Annotated in this window: 7 protein-coding genes and 1 pseudogene; 1 reads left to right on the forward strand and 7 read right to left on the reverse strand. The window is 53.3% G+C overall.

Going from position 1 to position 15,443, the window contains the following annotated elements; all coding sequences use genetic code 11:
* Window positions 1-208: 208 nt before the first annotated feature.
* The 5 genes and pseudogenes from ACR0K9_RS17590 to ACR0K9_RS17610 form a co-directional block, all read right to left on the reverse strand.
* Window positions 209-1,234: an adenylate/guanylate cyclase domain-containing protein gene (locus ACR0K9_RS17590; protein ID WP_480825158.1), complete on the reverse strand. Its 1,026-nt coding sequence runs from the start codon at window positions 1,232-1,234 to the stop codon at window positions 209-211.
* Window positions 1,227-1,568 (reverse strand): Hpt domain-containing protein, encoded by a 342-nt coding sequence (locus tag ACR0K9_RS17595; RefSeq protein ID WP_480825160.1) that lies wholly within the window; start codon window positions 1,566-1,568, stop codon window positions 1,227-1,229. Before ACR0K9_RS17595 ends, ACR0K9_RS17590 begins: the two co-directional genes overlap by 8 nt.
* Before the next feature lie 3 nt (window positions 1,569-1,571).
* A complete protein-coding gene (locus ACR0K9_RS17600; protein WP_480825162.1) occupies window positions 1,572-8,561 on the reverse strand; it encodes a GAF domain-containing protein in 6,990 nt (2,329 codons plus the stop codon).
* A gap of 329 nt (window positions 8,562-8,890) precedes the next feature.
* On the reverse strand, window positions 8,891-9,658 hold the full coding sequence (locus ACR0K9_RS17605) for a guanine deaminase (RefSeq protein ID WP_480825284.1): 768 nt from the start codon (window positions 9,656-9,658) through the stop codon (window positions 8,891-8,893).
* Between the two features lie 322 nt (window positions 9,659-9,980).
* A pseudogene (locus ACR0K9_RS17610) lies at window positions 9,981-10,226 on the reverse strand (transposase); the annotation flags it as partial.
* Between the two features lie 315 nt (window positions 10,227-10,541).
* On the opposite strand from ACR0K9_RS17610, the gene ACR0K9_RS17615 reads away from it, so the two are divergent.
* Window positions 10,542-12,059 (forward strand): basic amino acid/polyamine antiporter, encoded by a 1,518-nt coding sequence (locus tag ACR0K9_RS17615; RefSeq protein WP_480825164.1) that lies wholly within the window; start codon window positions 10,542-10,544, stop codon window positions 12,057-12,059.
* A gap of 10 nt (window positions 12,060-12,069) precedes the next feature.
* Here ACR0K9_RS17615 and ACR0K9_RS17620 read toward each other — a convergent pair whose 3' ends face one another.
* Window positions 12,070-13,338, reverse strand: a complete 1,269-nt coding sequence (locus ACR0K9_RS17620) for a phophatidylserine decarboxylase associated domain-containing protein (protein ID WP_480825166.1) — start codon at window positions 13,336-13,338, stop codon at window positions 12,070-12,072.
* Between the two features lie 948 nt (window positions 13,339-14,286).
* A complete protein-coding gene (locus ACR0K9_RS17625) occupies window positions 14,287-15,438 on the reverse strand; it encodes an NnrS family protein (RefSeq protein ID WP_480825168.1) in 1,152 nt (383 codons plus the stop codon).
* Window positions 15,439-15,443 lie beyond the last annotated feature (5 nt).

Genomic DNA, 15,443 nt, shown 5'->3' on the forward strand with positions numbered 1-15,443 from the left:
GGCGGCTCGTTCGACCCCAGAGAGAACCATGACCCCGATGCGATCTAAATCCGCCCTTGAAAGCGAAACCGCAGATTGAGAACTTTGCAAAGCATGACAATATCTAGTCTCCAATCACTGAGCCACTTATGAAAACCATCGGGCGAAAAGCAAAGCCACAAGCACAACTACACCCGATGTAGATACGCTTGCCAGGTTACATGAATGGTCATAGCGCATGGATGTCGAACGGATCGGAGAAACCTTTGATCATGGTTCCATCAAATGTCTCCAACACGTTGACCTCTTCCAGCAGGTCGAAAGTTTCTTGATCGATCAATATCCGGCTTCCGGTTTTCTGTGTTTCTGCCTCAAGGCGAGCAGCAAGGTTTACGGTCGATCCTATGCAAGTATACGTCGCTCGATTGTCTGTACCGGCATAGCCAGCGACGACTTCACCCGTCGCTATTCCGATGCCGATTTTAAGGTCGCTTTTCCCTTCGGTGCGCCGTTCGAGATTTAACATCCCGATCATGTTGTGCATTTCATGCCCAGCCGCCACTGCACTTTGCGCAGAATTGGGCAGTGGTTGCGGAACTCCAAAAAGAGCCATCAAACCGTCACCCAGCATCAGGCTGACAATTCCGCCATTGCTGGTAACTGCCTCGAACATCAACGTGTAGAACGTGTTGAGCAGGTCAATTGTATCTTCAGGGGCGAGATTTTCCGACAAGGTCGTGAAACCGCGAATGTCACAGAAGAGGACCGAAGCATTGGCACGCTTGCCACCTATCGCAAAGCCGGACTCTTGCAGGTCTTGTGCAACCTCCGTTGTTGCAAAGCGCTCTAGCAGACGCTTCTGTTCGTCCCTGAGTCTTTTCTTTTCAAGGCCGCTGGAGACGCGCGCACCGAGAAGTGTCTTATTGACCGGTTTTGGCAGGTAGTCTTCGGCACCCAATTCGATACAGCGTACGACATTGTCGAGCCCCTCAACAGATGACGTCACGATTACCGGCAGATCACGCAGGTCGGTGTCTGATTTGACAGCCTCTAGAACCTGAAAGCCGTCCATTTCGGGCATTTCGATATCCAGCAGAAGCAAGTCAAATGGCTGGCTAGACAACATCTCCATTGCCACCCGGCCGTTTTCCGCGACCGATGCCTGGTGACCCAAAAGCTCTACGCTGCGCGACAAAAGCAAGCGGTTCACCTTGTTGTCATCAACGATGAGCAAATGACCGGGGGCGTCAGACATCAATCAGGCTCCTTAAAGCAGCTGCAGCAATGGTAAGGTCGGTTTCCAGCGCTGTTGCATCTGTAAGGTCCCCGGCTTCAGGCAGTTCTCCGAGCTCGATTTTCCTGGCCCGTTCAGCGAGAGCGATCGCCCCAAAGGTATTGGCATTCGACTTAATGGAATGTGCAGCACGACGGTATCGGTCGGCATCAGCCGTGCCCGCAGCCGCTTTCAATTCGTCAATCATGCCAGGCGCTTCGTCGAGAAAGGTGTTCACAAGCTCGGCTGCAAATTCTTCGCCTGTGGTGTCTTTAAGCTCTGCTAAGATTTCATGATCAATTGGGCTGTCTGTCATGGATCACCTTCTTATTCTGGGGGAATTTAACAGGGATTCAATTAGGACCGGTACGCGGATCGGTTTGGTGATGTAGTCGTCCATCCCCGCTTTCAGGCACATCTCACGATCACCCTGCATTGCGTTCGCGGTCATCGCAACTATGCGAGGACGGCTGCCATCCGGATGCGCTTTGTTGATACGACGAGATGCTTCAAGCCCATCCATCTCGGGCATTTGCACATCCATGAAAACGACATCGTACGTTTGCCGGTTGACGCTTTCGACCGCTTCAACACCATTGCTGGCCAAATCAGCGCGATAGCCCATCTGTTCCAGCAGACGAAGTGCAAGTTTCTGGTTCACCAAATTATCCTCAGCCAGCAAAATCCGCAGCGGATGTCGTGTGGCCATATCTGGATCTGTTTGGGGTTTGCCCTGAGGTTTGGACGGCTCTACGCGCACCTTTTCAGTCGCGAACAATGTGACCAGAGTATCGAATAGGTGGGATTGGCGCAGAGGTTTGGCAAGGTTGGCCGCGAAGAGCCCATCCTCAAGGTCTATATCGCGCGGGCCAAGTGAACTGAAAAGGATGAGTGGCAAGCCCGGTTTCTTGGCGCGAACCCTTTTTGCGAGCTCTTCTCCATCCATGTCAGGCATATGCATGTCCAGAATTGCCAAATCGAACTCGACGCCTTCTTCAAGTATGCTCAGCGCCTCTGAAGGAGATTCACACGTCGTGGTCTGTGTGCCCCATTTTTCGGTTTGCAGAGAAAGGATCTTACGATTGGTGGCATTGTCGTCCACCATCAGAACTCGCTTGCCTTCGAGTTCAGGCTGAACGCCAACAAGATTGCGGGAAGACGATTTAACTGGCTTTGCAGGTTTGGCCTGGATCTTGAAAACAAAGGTGGAACCGCTGCCCTCGCCATCACTTTCAGCCCACATGGTCCCGCCCATGAGTTCTGCTAGGCGTTTCGAGATCGCAAGACCCAGACCAGTGCCGCCATATTTTCTGGTCGTTGAACTATCTGCCTGACTGAAAGACTGAAATAATCGGCTCATACCTTTTTGGGATAGACCGATTCCGGTGTCTCGGACTTTAAACGTCAGTTCGAGCGATCCCTGTACCTTGGCGGATTGTTCAACAGACAGAACCACTTCGCCGCTTTCGGTGAACTTCACTGCGTTAGAAAGCAGGTTCAGCAGAATTTGCCGCAATCTGGTCAGATCCGCGCTAATCGCCAGCGGTAGCGCGTCATCGAACTCATAGGCTAAATCCAGCTGTTTCTCGGCGGCTCTGCCGCTGACTAAGTCGAGAGCGCTTTCTATGCATTCGCGCAGGTCGAACGGATGGTTTTCGATATCCATCTGCCCGGCTTCAATTTTCGAGAAGTCGAGGATCTCGTTGATGATACCCAACAACGCGTCACCACTATCGCGGATGGTGTTTGCATAGTCGCTTTGCTCTGCATCCAACTCTGTGTCCATCAACAGGCCGCTCATCCCGATTACGGCATTCATGGGGGTTCGAATTTCGTGGGACATCGTGGCCAGGAATGCGCTTTTTGCTTCGTTGGCAGTTTCAGCAGCCTCGCGCGCTTCTTCAGCTTCGCGGAAAAGGCGCACGTTCTCGATGGCAATAACAGATTGATCGGCAAAGGACTCGGCCATTGCAATATCGTCATCCGAAAATGGTGTTTTGGATTTCCTGATGAAATAGAGGCCGCCCAGACATTTGCCTCCGCGCATCAATGGCACGCCAAGGAAAGCTTCAAACCCGCTTTCTTCGTGAAGTTTCTTTGCCAACCGCGGCAGGTCACCCGACGACAAATCATGCACATGCATGGTTTTTCCAGAAAGTAATACAGACGACAGAAAATTGTCGTGCGGATCCAGCGGGTGCCGGGTTCTTCCGAAATCACGTATCAGCCCTTTGGGCGAGGCCAAAGCCACTTGCCTCCAGAAACTCTCATCCGACAACGCCGCACCGGCCATGTCGCACGAAACGAGCCGTGTCGCGGAATCTACAATCACCTCAAAAACAGGCGTTGTATCCGTGGGCGATTGGCTGATCACCCGCAATACATCAGCACTCGCAGTCTGACGTGCCAGGGAAGCCTGAGTTTCATTAAACAGGCGAACATTTTCCAGCGCGATGATGGCCTGATCGGCGAAGGACTCGGCAATGGCGACTTCATCTTCGCTGAAAACTTTGGCAGTTTTTCGGATGAACACCAAGGCACCGAAACATTCCGCCCCGCGCATCAGAGGCACTGTCAGCGAAGACTTGAACCCTTTCCTGCGGATGATCTCTTGATCGCGCCGCGGTAGTTCATCGTAGCGCCAATTTGGCATGTGTAGCGTCTTGCCGTTCTTGATTGCCTTGGACGGCAAATTGTCTTCGGGATCAATTGGCAGGCGCTCGGTCCATGTGATTTCTTCGACGCCATCGGGTGTCGCAGCGGCGATTTGCCAAAGTTCAGTCTTGTTCGCCTGAATAGCAATCGACAGGTCGCAATCTATGAGGGTCGTCGCCAGCGCGACAATCTTCTCGAAAACCGGCTTTGTGTCTGTTGGGGATTCAGAGATTACTCTTAGAACGTCCGCGCTTGCGGTTTGGCGCGCGAGGGCGGTCTGCGTGTCATTGAAAAGCTGCGAGTTCTGAATGGCGATGATCGCCTGTGACGCAAAAGTCTCCATCTGCTTGATTTGCTTTTCGTCAAAAGCTGCGGTGGTTCGGCTCCCCATGCTGATAACGCCGATTGTGTCACCATCGCGGATCAGTGGCACGGAAAGGACGGATCGATAGCCTTCGAGATTGGATTTGAGCAGCGGATCGTAATTGGGATCAGCTTGCGTATCTTCAACATAGTCGGCCCGTCCATGCAGAAGCGCACGTGCCGTGGCCGATGTTTCCCCGGGCTCAAAAGGATGCGCCTTTAAAAAATCCGTGAATTTGCCCGACAAATTGTGCCCGGCAAAATAATGGTACTTCCCATCTTCGGGTGCCTTAAGCGCCACGAAGGCATCCTGCAGGCGACAAATGCGAGACGAAACGGCCAGCAACGCCTCCAGCACAGGCTCCAATGCATCAGGAGATCGGGAAATAACTTCGAGCACCTCGCTTGTAGCTTTCTGGTACGCTAAGGATTCCTCAACTTCCTCAGTTCGGGCTGTCACCTCGTCGAAAAGGTGCGCATTTCCAAGCGCAATTACCGCTTGCGAGGCGAACGTTTCAACCAGAGCTATCTGCTTGTCCGAGAACGCCCCAATTTTCGAATGAGCAAGTGAAATCACGCCGAGCGTGACCCCATCCTTTACCAGTGGGACCCCTAAAGCTGAACGAAATCCGGCACCCAGTGCTTCTTCTTTCCAAGCATAATCCGGGTCGCGCTCAAAATCTTCAATGTACACCGTTTTGCCTGTCAGCGCGGCGCGTCCCGTGGTCGTACCCTTGTCCGGAACAAGTACCTGACGGGTTATGACGTCGTAATGAGCTGCGGCGGAATTGTGGGTCGCAGCAATGTCATAAATTCCAGTGTCTTCATTCAAAAGTGCGACGTAAGACGCTTCGGGTTTGCAGATGCGAACCGCCACCTGCAAAATAGCTTTGAGAACTGGATCGAGTTCATTTGGCGAGCGCGAGATCACTCCCAGCACTTCAGACGTGGCTGTTTGATAGTCGAGCGCTTCTTCAACTTCTGCGGTGCGTGCCTGCACTTCTTTAAACAAACGGGTGTTGTTGATAGCGATCACAGCCTGGGATGCGAATGTCTCTAACAGGTTGACCTGTTTTTCGCTAAACGCCCCGGGCTTCCGGTGCGCCATGACGATAACACCAACGGTCACGCCTTCGCTGACTAAGGGGACGCCGAGGGTGGTAAGGTAATCACCGATCTCCGCCGCCACCTTCCATGTGTAAGTTGGATCTTTACTTGTATCTTTTATGTAAACAGTCTTGCCATGAAGGGCCGTGCGGCCGATGCATGAGCCTTCCTCTGGGGCAATGGGGTTGTCTGACAAATAGTCAAGAAACGCATCACTCACGTTGTGGGACATGGCCACACGGTACAACCCATCGTCAGCATCCCGCATTGCGAAGAATGCATATTCTGGATCGCAAATGCGTGAGGAAACTTCCAGAATTGCATCCAGCACCCGTGGAAGATCGTTGGGCGAACGTGAGATGACATCTAAAACCTCTGACGTGGCAGTCTGGTATTCTAGTGACTGCACAACCTCGGCAGTGCGTTCCTCCACTTCCCGGAACAGGTTGGCATTTGTAATTGCGATTATCGCTTGGTCGGCGAAGGTTTCTAATAACTGAATCTGCTTGGCGGAAAATCCAGAAACCTCGGTTGACCCGACCGAAATTACACCCACAACCTCGCCATTTTTGACCAACGGGACCCCGAGCACGGACCGATATTCCCCGACGCCGCTGTCTTCCATCCAAGTATAAGACGTCTCGGTTTCGACATCTTCGATGTAGATGGTGCGTTTCGACAATATGGCACGCCCGCTTACACCGCTTTCATCAGGCGAAATAGGATGCGCTTTGACATATTCCGCAAAGGTCGTGTCCTGCGTAAGTATTGCAAGAACATGAAAAAGCTGATCGTCGGGGTTCAACATTGCAACATAGGCATCCTGCAATTCGCAGATGCGCGACGCTTCTTTGAGGATAGCATCGAGAACAGGCGCCAACTCATTTGGTGACGCCGAAATAACCCGCAGCACTTCGGATGTAGAGGTCTGATATTCCAAAGCCTGCGTAACCTCCGCTGTGCGATCCTGAACTTCGCGAAACTGTCGGACGTTTTCCATTGCGATAACGGCTTGAGCCGCGAAGGTTTGGACCAGTGCCACGTCGTCGTCTGAGAATGGCGCAACTTCACGACGATAGAGCACGATCACCCCTAGACCGGTGCCATCCTTCATCAACGGAACCGCCAGAACCGAGCGGGCTCCTTCAATCTCAACCATCTGAACCCGTTTCGGGTCTCGGTCCTTGAAGTAAAGCGGGTCATCCGCGATATCATCCTGGCGAATAACTTGGCCATCGATCATTGGTCTGATCGCGATCAATTCAGTGCGCGTTAACGGTTCCTCAAAATCTTTCAGCGCTTCGTCAAAATCCGTTCTTGCGCCAATATTTGCCGGGATCGTTGCGAGCCCTCGTTCGTGATCAGCGATACACAAGAACGCGAGTGGCGCTTTGCACAGAAGGCTGGAGTTTTCGAGAATGCTTTGAAAAACCGGCCTTTCGTCGTCGCGGCTACGGCTGATGACTTCGAGGATTTCCCGCGATGCTTTTTCGCGCTCAAGTCGTTCCTGAACCTCTCGAAATTGGCGCGTGTTTTCTATTGCTATGACTGCGTGTTTGGCGAACTCTTCGATGAATTGCACGTCGGGATCAGAAAACGGGCGGACTTCGCGGCGGCTAACCGCAATAGCACCAATCGCCTGCTCGCCTTGAATCAACGGTACAACAACGCGCGACCTGATACCTTCGACGTCGACAATTTGATGCGCAGTGGCATCTCCCGAGCGGTAGAAATCGGTGTCAGCCATATCCTCGACGCGAACAACTTTGCCAGTTCGGATCGCAGCAGCTGCCGTGATTGGGCTATCAAGAGGCCATTCCTCGCCCAATTCAACATCGGTTCTGTCATGGCCCCAGGCCGCTGCCAATCGAATATGTGTTCCAACGGCGTTGACCAACAAAAGCGCGGACTGATCTGCCCCACAAACTTCCGTGGCCTGCTGAAGCACCGCTTCAAAGACACGTGCGTCATTGTCACGGCTCTTGCTGATGACGCTCAGAACTTCTTGCGTCGCGGTTTGCCGCTCCAACTGCATTTGCAGCTCTGTCATTTGACGAGTGTTATCGATTGCAATGACGGCTTGCGCCGCAAAGCTCTCGACCAAAGAAATCTCGTCATCGGAAAAGGAGCGCACTTCGCGCCGGTAAATCCCGATAACGCCTACGGGATCACCATTTGTCGACATCAAAGGAACCGTCAGAAACGAACGGACACCTTCCTCATCAACCAGTTGCCGGCGCCAAGGATCCGCGTTGATGTAGTGGTCCGTCTGGCGCAAATCGACATTGTGAATGACGCGCGCTTCCCGCACGGACTCGGCGATCTGTAAATTTGAGTCCAGAGACCAGCGATCCACGCCGACCTTGTAAGTCGCCAATTGATCGCCAAAATGTGCCGCGTATTCCAAATGAGTTCCTGCCTCATTTAGCAGGCTCAACGTGGCTACATCTGTTTCGCAAAGCCGTGCGGTGTTTTCCAGGATCGTCTGAAAGACCGGCGCTTCATCATCCCGAGACCGACTGATCGTCTCCAGAACATCACGCGTGGCACCTTCACGAGCCAGACGCAGCTGCAACTCGCTAAACTGTCGAACATTTTCAATTGCAATGACCGCCTGCGCGGCGAAAGTTTCAACCAGCTGCACCTGATCGTCGGAATAAGGTCGTACCTCATCCCGCGCCAACATCAGGCATCCGATTGCGCTGCCACCCATTTTCAATGGAACAAACAGATTGCTCCTGCACCCATGAGTGTCGACAATGAGCTTAAAGCGCTCATCGCCCGATCTGTGGAAATCAGTGTCGCCCATATCGACAACACGTTTTGTCTCGCCACTTAGAATAGTGTCAGTCACAATGGAGTTGCCTGGCTCCATCGTGTATTTGCCGTCGAGCCAGAGTTGTTGAATATCCGGGTGTAGATTAACGCTGGCTACCAGTTGCTGACGAGCATCCCCTTCTTGCCCGAGTACCAGACCGGCAAAAAAGGCATCACAGAGATCTTTTGCCAGCGTTACAATCAGGTCGCATACTGGCTGGATGTCATCCTTGGTCTCGGAGATCGCCTGCATAACCCGCGCGGTGGCTTCAAACCGAGCCTGCTGATCATCCGCGCTGAGCCCCCTGCTTTGCGAGGATGACGACGCTGAATCAGCAGTCTCTCTTGATGCCTTCTTTCCACCCACCTGCGGTCGTGCCCCCACGCAAACTAATGAAACACACAAGACCGGAGTTTAGAGGGCATACGATAGAAGTCACAGAGTTTCTTTGTGGGTTGTGTTCCATGCGGTTCGGGCGATGCCGGTATGGTGTGGCCTTGGGAAGATCCGCAGAGTCATTAAGAAAGCCGCCCTATTTTTCAAAAAGGTGTCCTAAATAGGAGCTGTGTTGAACTTCCCAGAATACTCAAACATCGCTGTTGTGTGTCTTCTTTGGGCTGTCACCGGCCAATCATGTAAACCGTGGAGTACGGCGGCACAGAGCCCACGTTGACCGATGCTGCGCTATGCCCCAATTACAGCAACGCGCGGTTATACGCTTCCTGTCCCATCACATAGGTCGCCTGAATGACCCGGTCGTCTCCCAGGATCATCAGCGCAAACAACTGTTCCTCCAAAGACGAAGAAATTGAAGTCCGGCGCTCAATCAACGGAGTGGCCGCAGAATCAAGAACCAGAAAATCGGCTTCTTTCCCGACCTCAAAGTTGCCCACGGCGTCGTCTATGTAGAGCGACTGGGAGCTTCCCAGAGTTGCCAGATAAAAGGCGCGGAGCGGCGACAGGTTGTACCGGTTCAACTGGCCGATTTTATAGGCGTCGTGCATGACTTTGATCATGCTGAAACTGGTTCCTCCGCCGACGTCAGTCCCCAGCCCGACGCGTATTCCCTTGGAAATTGCAGCATTGATGTCCAATAACCCACTGCCAATGAACAAATTGCATGTGGGACAATGCGCGATGGCCGCGCCTGTGCTTGCCATGACGCGTTCGTCTTCTTCATCGAGCCAAATGGAATGCGCCAACACCGAACGCTCGCGCAGCAAGTCGAATTTTGAGTACACATCCAGATAGCTGCGGCAGTCGGGAAACAATTCTGCCACCCATGCGATTTCCTCCTTATTCTCAGCAAGGTGGGTATGCATGTGAACATCAGAGTGTTCCCGCAGCAGTTTCGCCGCCATTCCAAGCTGCGCCTCGGAAGATGTTGGTGCAAACCGCGGCGTCACAGCATAGCTCAGACGGCCTTTTTTACCACTGCTCGATAAGCTGTTTGGTTTCGAGATAGCTCGTCAGAGGCGTATCCCGAAGATACTCGTGACAATTGCGGTCCATCATGACCTTGCCGGCGATTAGCAGATGTTGACCGTTCGACAGACAGCTGCAATGCGGCACGTCTAAGCTTGAACTTCAGTAACAACTTAGCCTTTGGGCCTTTTGGTGTTTTTGGAGATACTATTCGGCCATTTTTTCAGGAGTTAGATGTTGACTGGGATCGGCCTGAAAGAGATGACTGGCCAAGTTTCATGGAAGCGCCACCACATTCTCTTGATACAGTTCGGTCAGTTTATCTCGGTACCCACGCACAAAGCCTTTCCCGAAACTAGAATCTTCGCATAGCCATCGTTCAGAGCGGATGCCGAAGCAATAGCCGACCAGCAGCATCCGGATCTGCAGTTCAGGATCGACCGATGGACGACCGGTGTGGCTGTAGAAATCCGCGAGATGCACTCGAATGCTGCTCAAATCGACAAAGCGATCAACAGATCGAAGCAGGTGATCTTGGGGAACGTGGTTCTCCAATGAGAACTTATAGAACAGCGACGATTGCGCTTCCTGCCTCGGCCCCAACATCGCTCAATCCTCCCACCCAATGGTGGAGTTGAATCAGCAATTCATGCGTCAAGCAAGCAAGAGTTATTCAACAAAATAAGCCGTCAGTCATTTGCAATCAGCCCTGAACTAGATTCCCGATAATTCTAGCTTTCGAACCTGGATGCTACTTTAGGTCTCCTAGAAAATACGTAGAGCCGGTTCGTTTGGTTCTGGGGTCAAAAATCAACCAAAGAATCATTCAAGCATTGCAGCAAAAAATGGAACACAAACTCCGACAGTTATGTAACTTAGGCGGGGAAGCAATGTTTAGAGACCGATCGGAAAATCGAACTAATGGCAGTGCAATCTAACCGAGGTTCGGAAGCATCGGAAGGAGATGGTCAACCGACATCTGCTCCCAAGAAGCTTGGTCTGTTTGCCATGACTTTGCTGGTTGTCAGCGCGATGTTTGGTGGCGGAGTTTTCAACATTCCGCAGAACATGGCCGAACAGGCCGCGCTGGGTGCGGTTCTCATTGCTTGGCTCATCAGCGGACTAGGTATCTTCTTTGTCGCGCGAAGCTTTCAGGTTCTGGCCGATATCCACCCGGAGATGACCTCGGGTATCTACATGTACGCGCGCGCTGGCTTTGGCAGGCTCGCCGGTTTCCTGATTGCCTGGGGTTATTGGCTGTCCGTCGCATTCGGAAATGTCAGCTATGCTGTTCTGCTGATGGACGCTCTGAATTACTTTTTCCCGCCTTACTTTCAGGACGGGAGTACCTGGCAAGCCACGCTGGGTTCATCCCTTATCATCTGGGGTCTGTGTTTTCTCGTCATGCGTGGCGTGAAAGGTGCATCGCTCCTGAACAGTATCGGGACCGTGGCCAAATTCCTGCCGGTTCTTGTGTTCTTGGCAGTGGTGGTTTTCTTTTCGTTTGGTAAGGGACTTATCACGGCGGATCTCTGGGGGAATACTCTGGACACTCAATATGCCGACAAACCCTTGGGCAGTTTTCTCGACCAGATCAAAAGCACGATGCTGGTCACGCTCTGGATGTATATCGGCATCGAATGCGCCGTTGTGATGTCCGATCAGTCCGACGCCAAAACCGTCAGCCGGGCAACGATCCTTGGCTACTTCATCGTGACGGTCATCTTTGTTCTCATTTCTGTCGCACCATTTGGCGTGATGTCCCAGGGTGAGCTTGCAGCGCTGGCCCCACCCTCCACTGCGGGCATCATGATGTCGCTTGTCGGCTATTGGGGTGAGGTGTTTATCAATGTTGGCGTAATCATCGCCTTGCTCAGCTCCTGGCTGGTCTGGACGCTGCTTGTGGCGCTGTTGCCGTGGGTCTGTGCAAAGGACGGGACTTTTCCGAAGTTCTTTGCCAAAACCAATCAGGCCGGTATCGCGTCAAATTCGCTTATAGTTTCAACCGTTATCATGCAAGCGGCCATCATCGTTGTCTTTTTTGCCGATAACGCATGGAACTTGATGCTATCGATCACAGGCGTGGTTATCTTGCCGGCATACATAGGCTCTGCCGTTTTTCTTTGGAAAGTGATCTGGCAGGGTGACTACCCGCGTACCGCAAAGCTCGGCAGGAATACGGCCCTGATCACCAGCCTGCTTGCGACCGGCTTCGGTCTGTGGCTGGTCTACGCGGCGGGCATCCAGTTCATGCTGGCGGGCGCCATTATCTATGCGGCCGGATTGCCCGTGTTCTACTGTGCGCGCCGGACTGCCGCGGATTCAGCCACCGCGTTTAACCGGGCCGAGGCATTGGTTGCCGCGGGTCTGCTGCTTCTGGCAGGCGTTGCCTTGTGGATGTTGGTCGACGGGCAGCTGCCTGAGGTGTTTTCGGGTTGAATGATCAGGATTATTTGCGTGTTCCAACCGTCGCAATCCGTTGGTTAACCAGGATGTTGGTACTGTCGAGTCCCGGTTCCTGCCCGTGCAGATCAAACTCGATATCAACGTCTGACTGAAAGACCAGGCAATGCGTTGAACCACCAAAATGGAACATGCCGATTTCGTCACCTTTGGTGACGTGCTGGCCTTCGTAAACGGTGATGTCACAAGTTGAAACTTCGGCCATGCCGATGCCGACAAAACACATGAGGCCGATATCCGGATTGTCCGCCTCAATGAATATCAACGCGCGCGTGGCAACCTCGGCAATATAACCCTGCGAGGCATTCGGACCAGCTGGGTCCAGTCCTTCCGGCATGATTTCCGAGTAATAGGTTCCTTCGATCCGACGGGTTTTGACGACCCGGCCCGAAACCGGGGCATGCCAGCGATGATAGCTGAGCGCGCTCAGGAATGCCTGGTACACTGTGGCCGAGTCGAAGTGATCAGCCAGCGGATCGTTATCCAGCATGAATTGCAACGCGTAAGGTTGCGCTTTGATCCAGAACTGATCGCGCAGCTTTACGTCTCGGGCGACCCGGTAAGGCGCGGACTCGCAGGCGTTAACGACAACCGCATCATCGTTGGGCGCAGCAATGGGTCGGATCCCGTCACGAAACTGGCGCGTGAAGAAATCGTCCCAGGATTTGAATCCAAAGTGAGGGAGCGACGGGTCGCAAATGAAATCGTCTTTGAAGGTGGGCATCGCTTTTTGCGCGGCTGCCCCGAACCACCCGGTTTTGGGATCATCAGTCAAAACCGATCTGCTTTCCGGAGATTGCAAATAGACGGCCCATTCATTCAGCATGTCGCGCAAGCACGAATCAATCTTGTCATCCAGAAACCCGGCCCAACCGCCGACATTGGCCATTGACCAGTCGAGGATCGCATTGAACGGAAATCCGACCAGACCGCTTTCATTAAATTCGGGCGCGTGCGTCATGATCGTGTTAAACAGCCGAAGCATGTGTTCATAATCGCGTACCTGCGGCTTGCCCGTAGGTGTGGATTGCTTGCTCTCAGGGACCTCCTGAAACATCTGCGAAAAGAACATATAAGCCTTCGCATCCGTCTCAATCAGGGTCTTGAGCCGTTGTACAGATGGCAAAAGCGGGCTGGTGTCTTGCTCGGCCTTGGTTGCAATTTTCGCAGACCAAGCGTCCAGCACATCTTGATCAGAAGGCAGCCATTTGCCGACTTTGTAATGAACGTTTACAGAAGTTTCTCTCAAAGTCATCGTAAGCACCTTTTCCCGCTGCGTTCTAGTCGATCTCAACCCTGACAATATTACGTGTCCAGACGCCACGGTGTCCAATGAGATGCAGACAACTTGAAATTCGCAGTTTCCGCGGTCCTGACATTTTTTGAAACATAAATCGTACACTTGCAGCGATCGGCGGCTAGGCGGAAATGAAAACTTTGTCCTTCATCAAGCTTCGCAGCCAGACTGTAAGTTCAGCCTTTGTCAGCAACGAACCATACTCCCCCATAAAATCAACAATTCGGACATCCCTGTTTGTCGCCGCTAATGAATAACTGAAAGGCGGTACAACGCCTGATCAAGGCCAGCAGCAAGCAGGCTCTTTTCGGAGGTAATAGTACCACTATCTCGAGTGGCCAAGTAAGGGTCGGATAGGGTTTGGGCAGGGCGTCGTAATTCAAACATATGCCTGATGCGGGTAGTATGACGCTCTTGCGTGTATGACATGTGGACTTCTTCCATCCCCGAAATGTATTCCAGCAAGCCTTACGGTTGCAGGGATTCGAGCAGCCAAACGGTGAATTTGCCTGACACAACTTTTCCTGTTGTAAGCAGTTCCGCACTTGGGGCGCCGCCCCTAGGTGCAAATTTCTCGAGCCCCGCACGCCACGATACCTACTGCTTAGTTGGTTTCATCTAAACTGGTTGAAGAGCGGAAAATCCCATTTTGGTGCGAATAACTGGCGTTTTGGTGTGAGCAACGTTAGGCAGCAACTTCCTTGTTGCCACTCTTTCTCACTCAGGCTGAGCCGTTTTATCCGACCGCGAAGTCGATCGGCGTGGGCAGGTGCTCAACTCTAGTCCGAAATGACCCAGAACATGGGGGCTAGACAGCGTGCAGCTCTTTCAACGGCTCATCGTCGATCTCAGGGGATTTCTTGCCGCCACGCTCGAAAACGCCAGACGCGCCTTCAGCGGGGGCGTCTACACCTTCAGAACCCCGGTAAGCCGTTTCGGACCACTGAATACAGGTTGGGGGGCCGGGTGGAATAGGGCCGCGCCATGCCGCACTATGAAAGAAGCCCAGGCGATGCACCAGATCAGGGGTATGGCAGCGTGACCTATCGTATCGGTCGGGGCGAATACCCGTATAATAGCCGCCATCCACAACAACGCGAAACCACATTGATCGATCATAGGCGATCGTAGTCGATCAGCACGGCGGGCCACAGCGCGTGAGGCCACGGCATAGATCGAACATACCATTGCCCCAGCGGCAAGCGAGTGCAGGGCGTCGCTGTCGGGCAGCATCAACACATTCGCTTTGCTGAGCGCTACTAGCAAGAGCCCCAAGGGCAACCAACAGTAAGCCAGAATCAGCATACGCAACAAACCGTCTTCGAATGTAACTTTGGACAACCAGAGCGCCAGTCGAACCGTTTCGACTGCAGCGGCAACCGCCAGGCTTGCGATGACCCATTCGGATGCCGTCCCGAGCGTTTCCAGCAAGAGCGCTACGAGGATGGCCATGACAGAGGGATAACCGAAAAGCCGTGCCAACCTGAAGCGTCGCTCGCCGGGCGGGGTGCAACTCAACCTGTTCCAGGTGAAACCCGCAACCATACGGCCGCCCACGATTGATAGAAGGACCGCAAAGCCCAAAACCGGTATGAACGGCATGGTCCCGCCCCGTAGCGCTGCAATCTGCACACCGGTCATCGTCAACGCGAACAGCGAAAATCCCACGCTTTTCGAGGATGGGGATTGCAACGCCGCACGCGAGAGTGTCAGCGTTACAAAGCTCAAAAAGGCGGCGGTTCCTGCTGCAACCAGAACAGGACCGGTCCCAAATGCACCTGCTGCGGTCAACCTTGCAACAACCCAAAGGGCCACTAGGAGCACTACAAGCCGGCGAGACATACGAGAACTCTTGGACCAGCTTGGCATCGCGGTCAGCGCGTAGCCCGCAAACATGGCCGCGGCGAAGCCAAACACCATCTCATGGCCGTGCCAGGCCCACCGATTGCCAAGCGGCGAATGGGTCAGGTCAATCCCTGTGTCCCAGCCGACCAGGCTAACTCCGACAATTGCCCAGGTCGCGCCAGCCAGAAACATGGGTCGATACGGTGCCACCATTGGAT

This window comes from Ruegeria sp. L12 (assembly GCF_056531745.1).